Origin of the sequence: uncultured Agrobacterium sp. (assembly GCF_913777885.1) — a bacterium.
GTDB lineage: Bacteria > Pseudomonadota > Alphaproteobacteria > Rhizobiales > Rhizobiaceae > Agrobacterium.
Map to the genome: position 1 here is coordinate 79188 of NZ_CAJYTV010000022.1, position 17329 is coordinate 96516.

A 17329-nucleotide genomic window follows, 5' to 3' on the forward strand; every position below is an offset into this window, starting at 1 on the left:
ACGCTGCTGGTTGGCTTTATCGATTGGCCGGAAAGCTGGCTCGCAGCATTTCGTCCAGAATGGCCCGTGCGGCAGCCTTCGGATCGGCCGCCTTGACGATAGGACGTCCAACGACCAAGTGGCTCGATCCGCCCTGGATGGCGTCGAACGGCGTGACGACACGCTTCTGGTCTCCGGCGTCTGCACCGCTTGGGCGAATGCCTGGCGTTACGACCGCCATGTCAGGCCCAAGGATGTCGCGAACGGCTGACGATTCCTCGGCGGAGCAGACGATGCCGCCCATGCCGGCTTCTCTTGCCTGTTTGGCACGTGTGAGAACGAGCGACCGGGCGTCACCCTGATAACCTGCCTCCGTCAGATCGGCATCGTCCATGGATGTCAGAACCGTAACGCCGAGAAGCGTGAGATCCGAGCCCTTGGCGGCAGCGACCGCCGCGCGCATGGCCTTCGGATAGGCGTGCAGGGTCAACATGGACATGCCCATCTTGGCAATGTTTTCGACGCCGGAGGCGACCGTGTTGTCGATATCCAGGAGCTTCATGTCGAGGAAGATTTTCTTGCCGCTTTGGGCAAGTTCGCGGGCAAAATCCAGTCCACCGGCAAAGACCAGCTGATAGCCAATCTTGTAGAAAATGACGTCGTCGCCGATGGCGGTGACGATCGATTCAGCCTCCTTGACGGTTGGAACATCCAGGCCAACGATCAGGCGCTCGTTCGTGGTCATCATCTTTACCCCTGCCAGTTTTCGATGGGCGTCCAGTCGCATGTCACTTTCCGGTCCGCAAGATCGAATCTGAAAAGATTGCCGCCGCCGGGCGGCTGGTCGCCGTTGCGTCGGATGACGTCATGGCTAAGGTGACTTTTCAGCAGTGTTCCGACCGCGCCATGGCCGATAAAGGCGATGGGCTGGCTGGGGTCGTGATCGGCCAGCACCGTCTCGACAGCTTTTACGATGCGGGCCTGCGCGTCAGCCGCGGTTTCCCAGCCTTTGTAGCTAGCATGCGGGTGGGCGAAGAACCAATCGGCGGCCTTCTCGAAGAGGTCGGGCGGAAGAAAACCGGTCGCGCTGCGATCGTTTTCGTGCATCGCCTCAACGTGTTCAACGTCAAGACCGCTGGCGCGGCCAAGATAGTGTGCGGTCTCGATCGCTTTGGTTTCGGTGCTGCTGACAATCCGGCGCAAGTCTCGGGCCCAAGGCTGCGAGAAAGCTCTTCGAGCTCGCTCTGCTCCTATGTCCGATAGTCCCCATTCCGGAACGGGAACTTTCGGATCGATGCGGACCTGCGGATGGGTGATGTAAAGTGCGTACATCCCACCGACGTTAGACTAGGTGCGAGTGTAGGTCCACAATTGCGCTGGCGGAATGTTACGCACGACGAAGTCAAAATGGCGGATATGGTAGAGGTGTGGCTGTGCGACGATCGGCGAAACCGGGCCGTAGGAGATTTGCACGACGGGGCGACCGGGTGGAATGCGGTTCAGAAGCTCGTCCAGAAGCTTGATTCTGGCGGCCATGGGAAAGTTCAACATGGGAACGGCGGAAATCACGCAGTCGAACATCTGGTCCTTCTGCTCGCCAAGCGTCTTATCCAGATCAAAGGCATCACCATTGATGAAGTTCACACCGGGATAGCTGCGCAGAAGCTGCTGATAAAAATCCGTCGAATATTCGATCGCCGTCACCTGATCGGGCCTGAGACCACGACCGAGGATGGCTTTGGTGATGACGCCGGTTCCGGGTCCAAGTTCAAGAACGGGTAGGCCTGAGTGAGGATTGACGACACTTGCCATCCTCCGTGCGGTGATACCGGAGGTCGGAACGATCGCGCCGACTTTTTTTGGTTGATTGACCATCCCCTTGAAGAAGCGGATTTCTTCCTCGAATTTCCGGCCGAAGCGTTCTTTCAGGCTCAGTCCCATGTCTTGTCCCCTTATTTGTCGTCAAACACCATTTGTTGAAACTATGGCGACATCTTGTCTCGCATGACGCAGATCAAAACGGAAATGTCGCTTATGGAAAAATACTTCGTATCGATAGAGCCAAAAAAAGCCGGAGGAAAGTTCCGCCGGCTTCACTCAGGATTGTCGTCTTAGACGCGCATCGGCATCAAAACATAGAGCGCGTCGTCTCCCGCAGTGTCTCGCACCAATGTGGGAGAGCCCGCATCCGCCAGCAGGAAGATCGCATCTTCGCCGGATAATTGCGCTGTGATATCAAGGAGGTATTTGGCGTTGAAGCCAATTTCCATCGGGTCGTTTTCGTAACCCACTGCCACTTCTTCCGTAGCGCTGCCGGAGTCTGGATTGTTGACGGTTAACGTCAACTGCCCGTCATTCAAGGCGAGCTTGACCGCACGTCCACGTTCCGATGAAATGGTCGAGACGCGGTCTACGGCCTTGGCAAAACTGCTGCAATCGACGCGCATTTCCTTGTCGTTTCCGGTCGGGATCACGCGCTGGTAGTCCGGGAAGGTGCCGTCGATGAGCTTCGAGGTCATGACGATATCGCCGATGGTCAGACGGATTTTGGCGTCGGACACTTCGACTGCGACTTCAAGCTCAGGATTGTCGACGAGCTTTTGCAATTCGCCCACAGTCTTGCGCGGAATGATGATGCCCGGCATGCCTTCAGAACCCGAAGGCGCATCCACGTCTGCACGCGCCAGGCGGTGGCCGTCCGTCGCGACTGCGCGCAGCTTCAGATCGCCGCCGCTTTCGATCGTGTGAAAGAAGATGCCGTTGAGATAGTAGCGTGTTTCTTCGGTCGAAATGGCAAACTGTGTGCGATCGATCAGCATCTTGAGATCGGTCGCCTTCAGCTTGAAGCTATGTGTGAACGTACCGGCGGTCAGGTCTGGGAAATCCGCCTCCGGCAGGCACTGAAGCGAGAACTTCGAGCGTCCTGACGCCACCGTCATCGACGAGCCATCTGGGTTGGTAGCCAAAAGCACCTCCGAACCGTCCGGAAGTTTGCGGACGATCTCATAAAGCAGATGCGCCGGGACCGTTGTGGCACCCGCCTGCTCCACCATGGCGGGCGTTGCCTCCGTGACTTCGAGATCAAGGTCGGTCGCCTTCATGTCCAGATTGGCGCCGGATGCGCGCAGCAGAACGTTTGACAGGATCGGGATGGTGTTGCGCCGTTCAACCACACGATGCACGTGGTTCAGCGACTTCAAAAGGTTTGACCGCTCGAGAGTAATACGCATGGACGCTACCGCTTTCAACCGTTGCGATCCGGCGGCGCCGGATCGGCAAGATAGTCTTTCCCGGTCTGATGCCGGACAATGGGACAGGCAAAATGGCAGAGTTATCGTGCAAAATGCAAGAGGCGAGGATGCGCGCGCAGTTCCAATTCAGCGCTATCGCTCGTGATCCACAGATAAGAGTGACATCTTGAGCTTGTTCCGCCGCCGCCTATTGCCCATAAGTGCTTCAAGAGAATACCGGAATGGATTGGAACTGGCCGTGGCAGACGAAACGATAGATGACCAGACGGACATGCCTTCGGGCAAGAGCTTCCGTATCGCCGGCGTTTCGGTTCCGGCGCGGCCTTTGGAGAATGCCCTCTATCTTGTTGCCACGCCTATTGGCAATTTGGGTGACATAACTCTGCGTGCGCTGGAAACCCTGAGTGCGGCCGACGTTCTCGCCTGCGAAGACACGCGCGTCACCCGCATTCTTCTGGAACGGTATGGAATCCGCAATCGGCCCTATGCCTATCATGAGCATAATGCGCAAGAGGCGGGGCCGAAGCTGATCGCGGCTCTGGAGGCCGGAAAGTCGGTGGCGCTGGTGTCGGATGCTGGAACGCCGCTCGTTTCAGATCCCGGATATCGGCTTGGACAGTTGGCGCTCGAAGCCGGTTATCGCGTCGTGCCGATCCCTGGCGCGTCTGCGCCGCTTGCTGCTCTCGTCGGATCGGGCATGCCGAGCGATTCCTTCTTGTTCGCTGGCTTCCTGCCGGTCAAGGATCGCGGCAAGCGCGACCGCTTGGCCGAGCTTTCAAAAATTCCGGCAACCTTGATCTTCTTCGAATCTCCGCACCGCATCGGCGCATCCGTTCGTGTCGCGGCGGAGGTGCTTGGTCGCGAGCGTCGCGCAGTCGTTTGTCGCGAACTGACCAAGACATTCGAGGAGTTTCGTCGCGGGACTTTGGGCGAGCTTGCGGAATATTATGACGAAGACCGCACCGTGAAGGGTGAGATCGTGCTCCTCGTCGAGCCGCCATCCTATGACGAGATACCCGATATTGAGGATGTCGAAAAACTGTTGAAGGATCTGGTGTCCACCATGCCGGCGGCCAGGGCTGCAGCCGAGGCGTCGAAGCTGACCGGCTTGCCGCGCAAGGAACTCTATCAGCGGCTTCTGGACATGAAGGACAGCAATGGCGGCTGATGCGCGGCATGTGAAACGACGCCGGGCCGAAAAGCGCGGTCATGCCGCCGAGTATTGGGCAGCACTCTATCTCATGCTGAAAGGCTATCGCATTCTGGCGCTTCGATATCGCACCCCGCTCGGCGAGATCGATCTGATCGCCCGGCGAAAGGATGTGATCGCCTTCATCGAGGTGAAGGCCCGCAAGCTCGAAAAGGGTGCGGTGGATGCTGTCGGTGCGAACTCGCAGAGGCGGATTCGGGCCGCCGCGGATCTTTGGCTGAGCCGACGCCGCGATTCCCATCGTCTTTCTCTTCGCTTCGATATTGTTGCTGTTCTTCCACGGCGGCTACCGGTTCATTTCATCGATGCCTTTTAGAGGATAAGTCCATGTCGAGTGAACGCGAAAAGATGGCGGCTGGTGATTGGTACAGCTGTCTCGACAGTGCATTAGGGAACTTGCGCATGAAAGCCCGCGTCGCCGTTCATCAGCACAACACACTGCCACCCGACGAGCGCGGGGCAATAGCGCCCATGCTGCTTGCGCTTTTGCAGTCCGCTGGCGGAAGTGCCTTCATCGAAGCGCCATTTCATTGCAGCTACGGTTTCAATATCAGCCTCGGGGAGAGGGTCTATCTCAACGCAGGCTGTACAATCCTAGATTCCGCTTTCGTCGACATCGGCACCGGCTCGATGCTCGGTCCCGGCGTCCACATCTACTGCGCGGATCACCACCGCGATGTCACTCTGCGCGGGCAGGGTATCGAGAGAGCAAGGCCGGTCACGATCGGCAAGGATGTCTGGATCGGCGGCGGCGCCATCATTCTGCCCGGTATAACCATTGGCGAGGGTGCGATTGTCGGGGCGGGCGCGGTCGTGACGAAGAGCGTGGCAGCCGGTGACATCGTTGTCGGCAACCCCGCTCGCCCGACAGGCCGGCAATGATCTACCACAGGTGGCTGCTGGTTGCTGAAGCACAATCATCATCGGCTTTTCGTAACAAATCTGAAATGAAACTGTAAAATTCGCGTCATGGAAGGCCCCTATTCGCATCCTCACCCAGCAAGGGCGGTAGAGGATCGAAAAGATGATCAAGAAAATTTCAATGGCCGTTATGGCCTTCAGCGTTTCCGCAACGTCTTCCATGGCGGCAACCAACATCACCTTCTGGCATGGCATGGGCGGCCGTAATGGCGAAGTCATCAATGAGGTCGCGCAGAAGTTCAATGCCGCACAGAGCGCCTGCTCGTTGACGCCCGTTTCCAAAGGATCTTACGAAGAAGCGCTGGCCAGCGGTATCGCTGCCTTCCGCTCCGGCGAACAGCCGAACATTCTTCAGGTTTTCGATGCCGGTGCTGCAACCATCATCAACGCCAAGGGCGCTGTAGTCCCGGCGGAAGACATCATCACCAAGGCAGGCTACACGTTTGATCGCGAAGCCTTCATCCCTGGCGTTCGCTATTTCTATGCAGCAACCGACGGAAAGTTCGTCGGCATGCCGTTCAACTCTTCCGCTCCGATCATGTACATCAACACCGACGCCCTGAAGAAGGCCGGTGTCGAAGCGCCAAAGACCTGGGAGGAGTTCGAAGCGATCGCGCCAAAGCTCAAGGAAGCCGGCTTCATCCCGCTCGTCCAGTCGCAGCTGACCTGGGAGTTCACCGAAAACTTCTTCTCGCGCAACAACATACAGTTCGCCACCAACAACAATGGCTATGACAGCGTCGTCGATACCAAGCTCAAGGTCACCGACCCGAACCTGATCATGATGTTCGAAAAGCTGAAGTCCTGGAAGGATCAGGGTTACTTCGCTTATTACGGTGCCGGCTGGAACGACAACCAGAAGCCGTTCGAAGAAAACAAGGTCGCTCTCTGGATCGGTTCGTCCGGTTCCTTTGGCGGTCTGCAGAAGACGGCGCAGATGCCTTTCTCGGCAACGTTCTTGCCCTACTGGGGCGCAATCAAGGGCGCTGGCACCAACTCCTTCATCGGCGGCGCAGCCCTGTTTGCCATGTCCGGTAAGCCTGAAGCTGAAAATAAGTGCGTGGCCGACTTCTTCCAGTTCCTGACTTCGCCTGAAATTCAGAAGTTCTACCATGAAGCAACCGGCTACGTGGCCATCACCAAGGCAGCTTATGAGCTGGCAAAGAAGGAAGGCTATTACGAGAAGCAGCCTGTTGCCGAAGTCGGCATCAAGCAGCTGTCGCTTCCAGGCGGCGAGTGGTCCAAGGGTTATCGCCTCGGCTTTTACCCGCAGATCCGCGCCATCATGGAACGTGAATATGGCCGTATCTTCTCCGGCGAAGTTTCCGTGAAGGACGCCTTCAACATCATTGAGAAGGAAGGCAACGACCTTCTGGCCCGTTTCGCCAAAACTGCTGGCTGATCACTCAAGCCATGCGCTGGATGGGCCTTTCCTCATCGCGAGGAGAGGCCCGTTCCAGTGTTTTAGAAAGCGTCAAAACCTCAGTTATTCGGGGACCTGACCCGAGCACCGACCGGCACACTCGTTATCGCGGGTGGGATGGAGGTGACAGAAACCCGAGACTACAGCGCTTTTTGCCAAATTCGCGGGCCGACCTGTTTGTTGAAGTCCGGCCATAACCAAAGAAGGTTTGCGAACGTGACCTACGCTCCCATCCAACCGAGCGCTACACAGGCGCTCCCCGGTCCTATTGCAAAAGCAAAAAAGCCGGTCGTAGCGACCGAGACGGCCAAGCGCGTCCAGTTTTCCTCGTCGCTACTGCCTTACCTCTTTTTGGCGCCGCAACTCCTGGTCATTTTCGTTTTCTTCTATTGGCCGTCCGCGCAGGCGGTGCAGTCCTCTTTTTACATCGAGGACCCGTTCGGTTTCGGATCGACATTCGTCGGGCTTTCGAACTACTCCGACGCGCTGTTCAGCGCGGAGTATCTGAACATCGCCAAATTCACCGGCATCTTTACCATACTCGTCACTGTGTTCTCACTCGCCATTGGACTGTTGCTCGCGGTCAAGGCGGATACGGTGATCCGCGGGGCGTCGGCCTACAAGACGCTGCTGATTTCGGTATACGCCATCGCGCCTCCGGTCGCGGGCCTGATCGGCATGATGTTCTTCGATCAGCATATCGGCCCCTTCGTCAAAATTGCATCCTTCTTCGGCTGGCACATGCAGGTGGGCGTCAACTATTTCGACACGGCCTTCGCTATGGTGTTCGTCTCCGTGTGGAAGCAGATCCCGTATAACTTCATCTTCTTTCTGTCTGGTCTCCAGAGTGTTCCAGTCTCCGTGCGCGAAGCGGCCTATCTCGATTGCCGCTCCGGCTTTCGCCGCTTCTGGACCGTGATCATGCCTCTTCTTGCGCCCACGGCCTTCTTCCTGCTGATCATCAACGTCACCTATGCCCTGTTCGACACCTTCGGCGTGATCGACGTGATGGTGAAGGACAAGGCGGCCAATAACCCGATCACCCTTGTCTACAAGGTGTTTCTCGATGGTTTCCGCGGCAACGATATCGGCGGATCATCTGCGCAGTCCGTTATCCTGATGGTCGTCGTTTTCGTTCTGACCGTCCTGCAATTCCGCTTCCTCGAAAAACGCATTCATTACGGTTGAGGTGTTGACCCATGTATAAGACCAAGCCTCTCGACCATCTGGTGCTGATCCTCGGCTCGCTGTTTCTGGTTCTGCCGGTCATCGTTGCCTTCATGACATCCACCCATACCGCAGCCGAAATCCACATGAACGGATTGGCGCTAACGCCTGGCGATAATTTCGTCGGTACTTATGAAAAGGTGCTGACACAGAAAGGCGGCTTCACCGGCCAGGTGACCGGGTTCAACATGGTGATGAACTCGTTGATCCTCGGTATAGGCTTTGCAGTCGGCAAGATCGTTCTGTCGATGATGGCGGCCTATGCTATCGTCTACTTCCGCTTCCGCTTTGCAACGCTCGCCTTCTGGATCATCTTCACCACGCTGCTCTTGCCGCTCGAGGTCCGCATTATGCCGTCCTACGAGGTGATGAGCAAACTGGGGCTGCTCAATTCCTACACTGGCCTGATCGTGCCTCTTCTGGCCTCTGCCACCGGTACTTTCTACTTCCGCCAGTTCTTCAAGTCGGTGCCCGACGAGTTGCTGGAGGCTGCCCGCATCGATGGTGCCGGGCCGATCAAGTTCTTCATCGACGTGTTGATCCCTCTGTCGCGCACGATGGTGGCGGCCATCTTCATCATCATGTTCGTTTATGGCTGGAACCAGTATCTCTGGCCCATGCTGATGACCAATGATGAGAGGTTCTTCACGCTGATGCGTGGCATCAAGTCGATCCTGCAAGTCTGGGTCGGTTCGCAAATTCCCGATTACAACGAGGCTTTCGCGCTCGCAGTTCTCGCCATGCTGCCTCCGGTGATGATCGTCGTCATCTTCCAGAGCTGGTTCATCAAGGGCCTCACCGAAAGCGACAAATAAAGGATACCGACAATGGCCGAGATCGACATCCGTCAGGTCTGCAAGGATTATTCAAACGGCATGCGCGCCGTCCACGATGTGGATATCGCAATCAAGGATGGGGAGTTCATTGTGCTGGTCGGCCCGTCCGGCTGTGGCAAATCCACACTTCTGCGCATGGTAGCGGGCTTGGAAGAAATCTCCGAGGGGACGGTTAGCATCGGAAGCCGTGTCGTCAACGATGTGGAGCCTGCCGATCGTGACATCGCCATGGTGTTCCAGAACTACGCGCTCTACCCGCATATGTCGGTGCGCGAAAATCTCGAATACGGTCTGAAGAACCGGAAGACGCCGAAGGCGGAGATCGATGCTCGCGTGGCGGAAGCAGCGCGGATGCTGCAACTGGAGCCTTATCTGGAGCGCAAACCGCGGGCTCTCTCCGGCGGGCAGCGTCAACGTGTTGCCATGGGTCGTGCCATTGTGCGCAAGCCTGCGGCCTTTCTCTTCGATGAACCGCTCTCGAACCTCGATGCCAAGCTGCGCGTCTCGATGCGCGGCGAGATCAAGCGGCTGCAACGCCGCCTTGGCACCACCTCCATCTATGTCACGCATGACCAGTTGGAAGCCATGACGCTGGCGGATCGTCTCGTGGTTCTGAATGCGGGACGCATCGAACAGATCGGCGCGCCGCTCGATGTCTACCACACGCCTGCCTCCACCTTTGTCGCAAGCTTCATTGGCTCGCCAGCCATGAACCTCCTGTCTGGCGAACTGCATGGTGATCGTCTGGCGATCGGTCCTGCTGTCTTGTCATTGAATGGTGTTGCGCCGACCTCCGGCCCGGTGACGGTCGGAATTCGGGCGGAAGATTTGCACATCGCAAATGGTGATGAGCCAGCCTTGCCGTTCCGTCTCGATTATGTCGAGGAACTCGGCTCGCAGCGTCTGGTGCATGGCGTAGTTGGCGATCAGCCGCTCACGGTGGCGCTTTCCGCCGAACTGCAGCTTCCGGAAATCTTCGCGCTCACCATCAATCCCGGAAGGCTGCATTTCTTCGACAACGAGACGGGAAAGCGAATCGATGTCAGGCTCGATGAGCAGAGTGCGCAGCCGCAAGTCGAACGGGCAGGCGTCTGATCAACGTAAGGAAGTCGGAGCGCGCGACACGTCCCGGCTTCCTTTTTGTCCATTGACTCCATTATAAGATCGAATATTCTCTTATCATGGAAAATGAACGTGACCCGCTTGAACCGGTTATTGCCGCAAGGCTCAAGCTTCTGCGAGAGCAAAGTGGACTGACGCTCGATGGACTTGCGACGGCGTCCGGCGTGAGCCGCGCCATGATATCCCGCATCGAAAGAGGCGAGGCGAGCCCTACGGCATCATTGCTTGCGCGCATCTGCGCCGCACTCGGCCTGTCTCTGTCGCAGTTTTTCGCCGAAGGCGAGGCGCCGCCATCACCGCTGGTAAAAAGAAGCGATCAGCCGACGTGGAAAGATCCGGAAACCGGTTATGTCCGCCGCGCCATCTCGCCGCCCCGTACTGGCTCGGATGTCGATATCGTCGAAGTTTCGTTGCCCGCATCCGCGCGCGTCAGCTTCCCACCCCACCCGGCCAGCAAGGGTATGACCCAATATGTCTGGCTGTTCGAGGGCGCACTCCACATGACGCTTGGAGATCAGACCTACCGGCTAGAGCCGGGTGACTGCCTCTTCATGCCCGTTGGGGAGGGCCACATTTTTCACAATCCGTCCGATAGTCCCGCTCGCTATGCCGTCGTGCTGGACCAGAGAAAGCGCATATGATGGAAGAGAATATTATAAACATCCGGCTTTTAGACCGCCAGGAGACACTCGATGCCCTGCCGGATCTTTGCGAAGTCCTGTCGGACTGCGTCAATGGCGGAGCCTCTGTCGGCTTCATGCTGCCATTCGAGCCGGACGACGCGTGCAGCTTCTGGCAGGATGTTGCAGAAGCGGTGGGCCGTGGCACGACACTCCATGCGGTGGCAGAACGCGGTGGGAAAGTGGTTGGCACGGTTCAGGTGGGTCTTGCCACCAAGCCCAACCAGCCTCACCGGGGTGACGTGATGAAGCTGCTGATCCATCGAACAGCCCGTGGTCTTGGTCTGTCACGCCAATTGATGGCGCATGCGGAAGCGGAGGCGGCAGGCCTTGGTCGGACGCTTCTCGTGCTGGATACGGCAACAGGCAGCGAGGCCGAAGCCATCTATCCGCGCTTCGGCTGGCAACGCGCCGGCGGCATCCCCGATTTCGCACTCTTCCCCGATGGGCGTTACTGCGACACAACCTTCTTCTACAAACGCATAGGTCCGGCCGAATGACCGGACCTGTTGTAGAAGGCCTGCCCTGTTGGAATCAGGCTGCGTAACGGGTTGCAGCACTGTCCTTCGTCAGGCGGAACTGCTGCAGCAATTGCAGCAACTGGTCAGTCTCGGTATTGAGTTGCTGCGTCGCGGCGCTCGTTTCTTCCACCATGGCCGCATTCTGCTGGGTGAGGACATCCACCTCTCCAACAGAGCCGTTGATTTGCTGGAGCACCACGGCCTGGTCCTGAGTGGACTGGGTGATCTGATGCATCTGATCGGCGACTTCCGAAATCCGGACGCCGATTTTTGCCAGGGCTTCACCCGTCTGATTGACAAGGTTCGAGCCCGCCGAGACTTCCTGCGTCGAAACGGCCACTAGCTGGCGAATTTCTTTCGCAGCAGAGGCCGAGCGTTGCGCCAGTTCACGCACCTCATGTGCCACGACGGCAAAGCCCTTACCGGCCTCTCCGGCGCGCGCGGCTTCCACGCCTGCATTCAGCGCCAGCAGATTGGTCTGGAAGGAGATGGAATCGATGACCTCGATGATGTTGCCGATCGTCTGCGACGCTGCCTCGATCCGCTCCATCGCGGCCACCGCACTTTGGACGATTGTCAGAGAATCATCCGTATGGCGGCGGGTGTCGTCCACGATACCGTTTGCCTGGCGGGCGCGTTCCACCGCGTTACGCATATTGGAGTTGAGCTCATCCACTGCTGCAGCGGTTTCTTCTAGCGAGGCGGCCTGGCGTTCGGTACGCCTAGAAAGGTCGAGCGTTGAGGCCGACATCTGCTGTACGTTGATCTGGATGGTTCCGACATTGTCCTGGATGCCGCCAATGGTCTGGCGCAGCCTTTGCATGGACTGGTTGAAGTCGAGACGCAATTGCTCCAGATGGCCGGAAAAGGGCGTGTCGATCATGGTGGAGATGTCGCCACCCGAAAGCCGCTTTAGTCCCTCTGCGAGTGCAGACACCGCGACCTGGATCTGACGGTCGAGCTCTTTACGCTCGGCATCGTTCATCTGCCGCTCCGCCTCTGCAGCAGCTCGTTGTTCTTCTGTCTGGGCTTCAAGCCGCATACGTTGCGTCGCATTTTCCTTGAAGACTTCCAGGGCGCGAGCCATCTCGCCGATTTCGTCATGGCGATTATTGCCGTTGACAGCGACATTCACGTCGCCGGTGGCAAGACGCTTCATGGCGCTGACAATAGTCAGGATCGGCCCCTTGAAAGTCAGCACCAGACCGATGCCTGCGAAAATGGCAACCAGAATGCCAGTCACCATGGCCGAGATCGAAATGCCATTTGCCTTGTTGCGCTCGGTGTCAGCGGCTAGACGCTGGGACTCGGCAAATCCAGTCAGTTGTTGCCAGATATGGCCAATCTCACCGCTTGCCTTGGCAAAAGCAGCTTTGCGCTTGTCGACCATGGTCAACAGCTCGCCGGCATTTTTGTCGAGCTGTCCTGAGAGCGTGTCGATCAGTGTCGCGCTTTTGCGTGAGCTTTCCGACATAGTCATATCAGAAATCATGGTACCCGCGGACACGCTGAGGCGAAACGCCATATCGCGGACCCGTTCCAACCCATCCTTTGTGGGCGCTGCGGTAAAGCCTGCCACATCAAGCTGCATGTTCTTCGCGTCTTCGCCGATCTGGCGCGCTGCATCCAGAAATTTGGCGGCAGCTTCCATCTTGCCATCCAACTGGCCGAACATTTCGGTTGCCTGACGAGACTTGACGGTTGCAAAGCCCTGGAGACGGATCGTTGAGGGGCGCATCATGTTGATGGCCTGATCGATCGTTCCAAGCGTCGCGTCATTCACGACACCGATATCCACTTGCTGGCGGATCTGTTTCACATTGTCGGCGATCTGATCGATGACGAGCTTCTGATCTGCGACCGCGATTGTGGACAGGGCCTTTGCCGTCGCTTCCAGCTGGTCGATTGCGTCGCGTATGACGGCAATCTTTTCCTCCGGTACGGTCCGCTTGTTGAACTCGGTGACCATCGCGGCAATGAAAGTCGCGCCGCGAACGAGCTTGTCCGCCTCTCGCAACATGTTTTTCGCTTTGGTTTCGTCCGTTTCCAGTGTGCTGCGCATATTGGTCGCATTGGCCAGAAGCCCGGAAAGCTCCTTCGTTACGGCTGCCATATCGGCGTTCATTTGCGATCGGAGCGCCTCTTCCTTCTGGTGAAAGGTCCAGAGTTCGTCCACCTGGACACCGACAAAAGAGGTTCTGCTAATTGCATCGAGGATGGCCGGATCGTTGCCATCACCGGTCATTTTGAGAAAGGCAATCTGTTCATCAACTTGGCGGTGAAGCCCTTTCCGCGTTTCTTCCGTTGTGTTGTGAAGAAAAGAGGTCATGCTTTCATAAACGTTCTTGAAACCCGTCAAGGATTGCAGGGTCGTATTTGAGATATCCATGCGCCCTTGAAGCAGCTTGGATGTGTAAAGACCTGAAAGACCGACTGCGAGAATACTTAGAATAAACGGCGCGATGAAGACGATAACTTTAGTCTGGATTTTGAATCGCGCCAGAACTCTATCGATGAACATGTGTTTATGAAACCTTTTCTCGAATTATGTATTTGTTTCACTTCGGTTTTCCTCAGTTACGACTTTTGCAAGCAAGTTCTGAAAAAAGGTTAAATAAAGCGACATATTTCTCACCACTCATGCATGAGTCGTGAGCTGCTAGTCGTCAGAATGATGCCCGATACGAGGTCGGACTATTGCGGTGTAGTGATTGGGAAAAAAGAGCACTTCTGCTTGATGCACTCTTTTTTAGGTAGAGGCGCGGTCAACCGGAACCGGGATCGACGCTATCGTCTTCTTCCGGCAAAGACCCCGCGCCCGGTGTCTTGCTTTTATCCGTCAGGTGCTTTTTGGCGTGTGGACCCGCGGTCGGGAGATCATTGTTCTTTTCGCTCGGTGTGTCTTTTTCTTCAATTGTCTCGCGTGCTTTTTTGTCGTCCATTTTAGAGGCTCCTCATCTTTGGGCAGCGCCATGTGTCCTCGATCGAACGCGTGGGGAATATGAGAGTTCCTTCCGCCACATCCCGATGAAGTCCGATAATCTGCCGCGGCTCGTCTATCGCTTTGCCGCTCGCGCCAGCTCAGTCGCTGTCGCCTGCCGCGATCTTCGCCTCCGCCAGGCCGCGACTATTCAATACGGAAAAGACGAAAAGGCCTCAGAGCAGGGCACTCGGAATGTGGCCTCTAATGAAAACGCCTGCCAAAACAGCCTCTTAGCCGCTATTCGTTCACGTGTCTGGCGGGATATCCGAAACCGAAATAGTGCAGGAAGGAGCCATGCGTATAAGCCGTTAAAACAAGGAGAACGACGACATGAGTCATCTGACGCCGCGCCTGCGGGCAGGAAGCGTCAGTCCTCGATCTTGCGGGCTTCTGAAATCAACATGATCGGCACGCCGTCGCGAATTGGGTATGCAAGCTTGGCGCTTTCGGAGATCAGTTCGTGGTGCTCGCGGTCATAGGCCAGTCTGCCTTTGGTGAGCGGGCAGACCAGCAGATCAAGGAGTTTCGGATCGACCTTACTCAGCTTCTCATCCATGCGCAGGGCTCATTGCAAAACGGTCCCGCCGTCCATGCCGCCTTGAGCGAGAACGATTTCCATAATTGCGATCAGCGCATCTGCGCGCGATTTAAGATCGGGCGCTTCGAGCAGCGCTTGCTTTTCCGCCGGTCCAAATGGAGACATCATCGAAAGGGAGTTGACCAGCACCTGATTTCCGGCGCGTTCGACACTGTCCCAATCCGCTTCCAATTGGTTCGATTCCAGAAAATTGCGGAAGACACGTAAGAGATTGGCGCGATCGATGTCTCCCTCGCCATCCTCACCGGACAGGTCTGCAATGAAGGGAGCCTGCTTGAAAACACGGTAGGGCAAACCCTTATCCACCTCATCAATAAGCCTGAAGCGGCAGACGCCGGTAAGCGAAACGATATAGCGCCCGTCGCCGGTTTCGGAGAAGGAGGTGATGCGCCCGATACAGCCGATGGGGCTCAATGCGCTGCCGTCTGCTCCCGGGTCCTGCGACTGAAGGGCTGGTTGAACCATTCCGATCAGCCTATGGCTCGCAATGGCAGCGTCGAACATCGCCAGATAGCGCGGCTCGAAAATGTTCAGCGGCAGATGTCCTTCCGGCAATAACAGAACACCGGACAGGGGAAAAACAGGAATAGTATCAGGTAGGTCGCTGGCTTTCAGATATCTCGCATTTCCGACATGCATCGGAGGCTTCCTTATGTCTTATCGTTCCCGCTCCCCTGTAGATGAGGAGCGGTTGGTTAAAGCGCAAGACGTGGTTAGGAAAAGAGTATCGAGGACAGTTTCCTGCGGCCGGAAATGCTCGCCGGGTCCTTGAACCCCCAGATCTCGAAAAATTCGACAAGCTGCTTGCGTGCCGCATCGTCCTCAAATGTACGATCCTTGCGCATAATGGTCAGCAGTTCCTCGACGGCCTCTTCACGCTTACCCTGGGCATTCAAAATCTTGGCAAGCTTCAATCGCGATGCATGGTCATCCGGGTTCAGCTGGAGTGCCTGTTGCAAAGCGTTGGGATCACCAAGTTTGCGAGCTTCGTCGAACTGCGCCAGCTTTTTCGAAGCAGCCTGCACCGCAGCATCCTTGGCGAGTTCTTCCGGTAACGAGGACAAAAGTTCGCCCGCGCGCTCGTACTGACCGACGGCGATCATGCATTCGGCAATGCCTGCGACAGCGGCGGCGTTCTCGGGGTCGGCCTGCATCACGGCGCCGAACAACTGCGCCGCATTCTGGTAATCCTGGGCTTCCAGCAATTCCCTCGCCTCTGCGAGCGCTGCTTCGATCTCGGCCTTCTGATCCTCACCCGCAGGGCCTGCGAGCTTCTCGATGAATTGCAGGATCTGGCTTTCAGGCACTGCACCCATGAAGCCATCGACGGGTCTTCCATCGACGAAGGCGACAATGGCTGGAATCGACTGAATGCCCAATTGACCTGGAATGGTCGGATGGTCGTCTATGTTGAGCTTCACCAGCTTGACGCGCCCACCAGCCTCATTGACCACTTTTTCAAGCACGGGGGTCAATTGCTTGCACGGTCCGCACCACGGCGCCCAGAAATCCACCAGGACTGGCTGCCGTCGCGATTCGTCCATCACATCTTTGGAGAAATTCGCCGTCGTCGTATCTTTGACATGGGAGCCTTGAGAGCCGGATGAGCCACCGCCGAAATTTGCCGAAGCGGTCATATGTCCTCCAAGAGAGGCTCCGTAAGGGTTATCCGTTCCGCTCATATCTCGTCTCCAATATCATCTCGTTCCGGTGCGATCATACCGCACAGATCGTGGTTTATTCCGTGACTTTCAAGATCAGCGGCGTGTGCCTGGTCGCCTCCAGAAAGCGCACAAGATCGTCGCGACCAATGGTCGTCGTTGCATCGTTGCTGAGTGGGTGACCGTTGATAAGGTCATGCTTCATCAATTCGCTGTCGAGCACGAAGGTCACCTGCTGCCCGGTGTCGTTGATGGCGCCGAACACGGTAACCGAACCTGGAATGACGCCGAGATACTCCAGCATCTTTTCCGGCTTGCCGAAGGAGACCTTGCTTGCTGCCCCGATAGTCTTGTGAACAGTTTTGAGGTCTACCGCCGCGTTCTCTTCGACGGTGAGCACGAAATACTGATCCTTCTTGTCTTTGACGAAGAGGTTCTTGGTATGGCCGCCTGGAATAAGATCGCGCAGCGACTCCGATTCAGCGACGGTGAAGACCGGCGCATGCTGCGTGGTGCTATGTTTAATGCCAAGGCCATCGAGAAAGCTGAAAAGATCCTGCGCCGTCTTTGGAGAATTCTCTGCAACCATCACTCAGTGCCTCTGTTGGTTTTTCCTGCTCTTGACGAAAATGCATAGGCCCGCCGGTGCTCTTTTGCAATCCACTGCGCTACAAAGCACCGAAAAGACGAGCTTTTACCGATGCTTGCAGCATTTCGAGAAAATTCGTGCCGGTTTTTGTCATTTCCCTGTTGCATTTGAAAATTTGTTGAGCGATATAGCGCCCGTCGCCGCAAGACGGCGCCCGCGGTTCAGCGATCTACCCCGAACCGTCGGATATTTGAGCGGGTGTAGCTCAGGGGTAGAGCACAACCTTGCCAAGGTTGGGGTCGAGGGTTCAAATCCCTTCGCCCGCTCC

At 56.8% G+C, this 17329-nt stretch carries 19 protein-coding genes and 1 tRNA gene; 10 read left to right on the plus strand and 10 right to left on the minus strand.

All coding sequences use genetic code 11. The annotated features are described in order from the left end of the window. Positions 1-16: 16 nt before the first annotated feature. The 4 genes from pyrF to dnaN form a co-directional block, all read right to left on the minus strand. Entirely contained in the window at positions 17-724 is a 708-nt protein-coding gene (gene pyrF / locus QZ869_RS20090) for an orotidine-5'-phosphate decarboxylase (protein WP_296106911.1), read from the minus strand. Positions 725-729: 5 nt separating this feature from the next. Continuing rightward, complete coding sequence (locus QZ869_RS20095; RefSeq protein ID WP_296106887.1) at positions 730-1311, minus strand: histidine phosphatase family protein; 582 nt, start codon at positions 1309-1311, stop codon at positions 730-732. A 15-nt stretch (positions 1312-1326) separates the two neighbouring features. Next, positions 1327-1920, minus strand: a complete 594-nt coding sequence (gene pmtA, locus QZ869_RS20100; RefSeq protein ID WP_296106891.1) for a phospholipid N-methyltransferase PmtA — start codon at positions 1918-1920, stop codon at positions 1327-1329. A gap of 170 nt (positions 1921-2090) precedes the next feature. Then, entirely contained in the window at positions 2091-3209 is a 1119-nt protein-coding gene (dnaN, locus tag QZ869_RS20105; protein ID WP_296021528.1) for a DNA polymerase III subunit beta, read from the minus strand. A gap of 292 nt (positions 3210-3501) precedes the next feature. Between dnaN and rsmI the strand changes: the two genes are divergently transcribed. The 9 genes from rsmI to QZ869_RS20150 all read left to right on the plus strand — a co-directional run bounded on the left by rsmI (position 3502) and on the right by QZ869_RS20150 (position 11149). Further along, on the plus strand, positions 3502-4398 hold the full coding sequence (rsmI, locus tag QZ869_RS20110) for a 16S rRNA (cytidine(1402)-2'-O)-methyltransferase (protein WP_296021561.1): 897 nt from the start codon (positions 3502-3504) through the stop codon (positions 4396-4398). Beyond that, positions 4388-4756, plus strand: a complete 369-nt coding sequence (locus QZ869_RS20115; RefSeq protein ID WP_296106892.1) for a YraN family protein — start codon at positions 4388-4390, stop codon at positions 4754-4756. Before rsmI ends, QZ869_RS20115 begins: the two co-directional genes overlap by 11 nt. Positions 4757-4767: 11 nt before the next feature. Then, positions 4768-5322, plus strand: a complete 555-nt coding sequence (locus QZ869_RS20120) for a sugar O-acetyltransferase (RefSeq protein ID WP_296106895.1) — start codon at positions 4768-4770, stop codon at positions 5320-5322. Positions 5323-5464: 142 nt separating this feature from the next. After that, positions 5465-6763 (plus strand): extracellular solute-binding protein, encoded by a 1299-nt coding sequence (locus tag QZ869_RS20125; protein ID WP_296021522.1) that lies wholly within the window; start codon positions 5465-5467, stop codon positions 6761-6763. A 288-nt stretch (positions 6764-7051) separates the two neighbouring features. Continuing rightward, positions 7052-7972 carry an ABC transporter permease subunit gene (locus tag QZ869_RS20130; protein ID WP_296106914.1) on the plus strand — a complete coding sequence of 307 codons (921 nt, stop codon included), beginning with the start codon at positions 7052-7054 and terminating at the stop codon, positions 7970-7972. An 11-nt stretch (positions 7973-7983) separates the two neighbouring features. Beyond that, on the plus strand, positions 7984-8826 hold the full coding sequence (gene ugpE / locus QZ869_RS20135; RefSeq protein ID WP_296021520.1) for a sn-glycerol-3-phosphate ABC transporter permease UgpE: 843 nt from the start codon (positions 7984-7986) through the stop codon (positions 8824-8826). A 12-nt stretch (positions 8827-8838) separates the two neighbouring features. Further along, positions 8839-9942, plus strand: a complete 1104-nt coding sequence (locus QZ869_RS20140) for a sn-glycerol-3-phosphate import ATP-binding protein UgpC (RefSeq protein WP_296106898.1) — start codon at positions 8839-8841, stop codon at positions 9940-9942. An 86-nt stretch (positions 9943-10028) separates the two neighbouring features. Further along, on the plus strand, positions 10029-10610 hold the full coding sequence (locus QZ869_RS20145) for an XRE family transcriptional regulator (protein ID WP_296106901.1): 582 nt from the start codon (positions 10029-10031) through the stop codon (positions 10608-10610). A gap of 11 nt (positions 10611-10621) precedes the next feature. Next, positions 10622-11149, plus strand: a complete 528-nt coding sequence (locus tag QZ869_RS20150) for a GNAT family N-acetyltransferase (RefSeq protein ID WP_296106916.1) — start codon at positions 10622-10624, stop codon at positions 11147-11149. A 34-nt stretch (positions 11150-11183) separates the two neighbouring features. On the opposite strand, the gene QZ869_RS20155 is transcribed toward QZ869_RS20150, so the two are convergent. The 6 genes from QZ869_RS20155 to QZ869_RS20180 form a co-directional block, all read right to left on the minus strand. Next, complete coding sequence (locus QZ869_RS20155) at positions 11184-13691, minus strand: methyl-accepting chemotaxis protein (protein WP_296106903.1); 2508 nt, start codon at positions 13689-13691, stop codon at positions 11184-11186. Positions 13692-13935: 244 nt separating this feature from the next. Further along, on the minus strand, positions 13936-14112 hold the full coding sequence (locus QZ869_RS20160) for a hypothetical protein (protein WP_296106905.1): 177 nt from the start codon (positions 14110-14112) through the stop codon (positions 13936-13938). 408 nt (positions 14113-14520) lie between these two features. Continuing rightward, the gene (locus QZ869_RS20165) at positions 14521-14709 is read right to left on the minus strand and encodes a Trm112 family protein (RefSeq protein WP_296021511.1); all 189 of its coding nucleotides are present in this window, start codon (positions 14707-14709) and stop codon (positions 14521-14523) included. A gap of 9 nt (positions 14710-14718) precedes the next feature. Further along, positions 14719-15390 carry an LON peptidase substrate-binding domain-containing protein gene (locus QZ869_RS20170; protein ID WP_296099738.1) on the minus strand — a complete coding sequence of 224 codons (672 nt, stop codon included), beginning with the start codon at positions 15388-15390 and terminating at the stop codon, positions 14719-14721. Positions 15391-15464: 74 nt separating this feature from the next. After that, positions 15465-16433 (minus strand): thioredoxin, encoded by a 969-nt coding sequence (gene trxA / locus QZ869_RS20175; RefSeq protein ID WP_296106907.1) that lies wholly within the window; start codon positions 16431-16433, stop codon positions 15465-15467. A gap of 55 nt (positions 16434-16488) precedes the next feature. After that, the gene (locus QZ869_RS20180; protein WP_296021505.1) at positions 16489-17001 is read right to left on the minus strand and encodes a prolyl-tRNA synthetase associated domain-containing protein; all 513 of its coding nucleotides are present in this window, start codon (positions 16999-17001) and stop codon (positions 16489-16491) included. A 254-nt stretch (positions 17002-17255) separates the two neighbouring features. On the opposite strand from QZ869_RS20180, the gene QZ869_RS20185 reads away from it, so the two are divergent. After that, a tRNA-Gly gene (locus QZ869_RS20185) sits at positions 17256-17327 on the plus strand. Positions 17328-17329 lie beyond the last annotated feature (2 nt).

What these genes read in the sequence shown, in the direction of transcription:
- pyrF (WP_296106911.1), bottom strand. Translation starts at nt 724, where the DNA reads ATGACCACGAACGAGCGCCTGATCGTTGGCCTGGATGTTCCAACCGTC.
- QZ869_RS20095 (WP_296106887.1), bottom strand. Translation starts at nt 1,311, where the DNA reads ATGTACGCACTTTACATCACCCATCCGCAGGTCCGCATCGATCCGAAA.
- pmtA (WP_296106891.1), bottom strand. Translation starts at nt 1,920, where the DNA reads ATGGGACTGAGCCTGAAAGAACGCTTCGGCCGGAAATTCGAGGAAGAA.
- dnaN (WP_296021528.1), bottom strand. Translation starts at nt 3,209, where the DNA reads ATGCGTATTACTCTCGAGCGGTCAAACCTTTTGAAGTCGCTGAACCAC.
- rsmI (WP_296021561.1), top strand. Translation starts at nt 3,502, where the DNA reads ATGCCTTCGGGCAAGAGCTTCCGTATCGCCGGCGTTTCGGTTCCGGCG.
- QZ869_RS20115 (WP_296106892.1), top strand. Translation starts at nt 4,388, where the DNA reads ATGGCGGCTGATGCGCGGCATGTGAAACGACGCCGGGCCGAAAAGCGC.
- QZ869_RS20120 (WP_296106895.1), top strand. Translation starts at nt 4,768, where the DNA reads ATGTCGAGTGAACGCGAAAAGATGGCGGCTGGTGATTGGTACAGCTGT.
- QZ869_RS20125 (WP_296021522.1), top strand. Translation starts at nt 5,465, where the DNA reads ATGATCAAGAAAATTTCAATGGCCGTTATGGCCTTCAGCGTTTCCGCA.
- ugpE (WP_296021520.1), top strand. Translation starts at nt 7,984, where the DNA reads ATGTATAAGACCAAGCCTCTCGACCATCTGGTGCTGATCCTCGGCTCG.
- QZ869_RS20140 (WP_296106898.1), top strand. Translation starts at nt 8,839, where the DNA reads ATGGCCGAGATCGACATCCGTCAGGTCTGCAAGGATTATTCAAACGGC.
- QZ869_RS20145 (WP_296106901.1), top strand. Translation starts at nt 10,029, where the DNA reads ATGGAAAATGAACGTGACCCGCTTGAACCGGTTATTGCCGCAAGGCTC.
- QZ869_RS20155 (WP_296106903.1), bottom strand. Translation starts at nt 13,691, where the DNA reads ATGTTCATCGATAGAGTTCTGGCGCGATTCAAAATCCAGACTAAAGTT.
- QZ869_RS20160 (WP_296106905.1), bottom strand. Translation starts at nt 14,112, where the DNA reads ATGGACGACAAAAAAGCACGCGAGACAATTGAAGAAAAAGACACACCG.
- QZ869_RS20165 (WP_296021511.1), bottom strand. Translation starts at nt 14,709, where the DNA reads ATGGATGAGAAGCTGAGTAAGGTCGATCCGAAACTCCTTGATCTGCTG.
- QZ869_RS20170 (WP_296099738.1), bottom strand. Translation starts at nt 15,390, where the DNA reads ATGCATGTCGGAAATGCGAGATATCTGAAAGCCAGCGACCTACCTGAT.
- trxA (WP_296106907.1), bottom strand. Translation starts at nt 16,433, where the DNA reads ATGAGCGGAACGGATAACCCTTACGGAGCCTCTCTTGGAGGACATATG.
- QZ869_RS20180 (WP_296021505.1), bottom strand. Translation starts at nt 17,001, where the DNA reads ATGGTTGCAGAGAATTCTCCAAAGACGGCGCAGGATCTTTTCAGCTTT.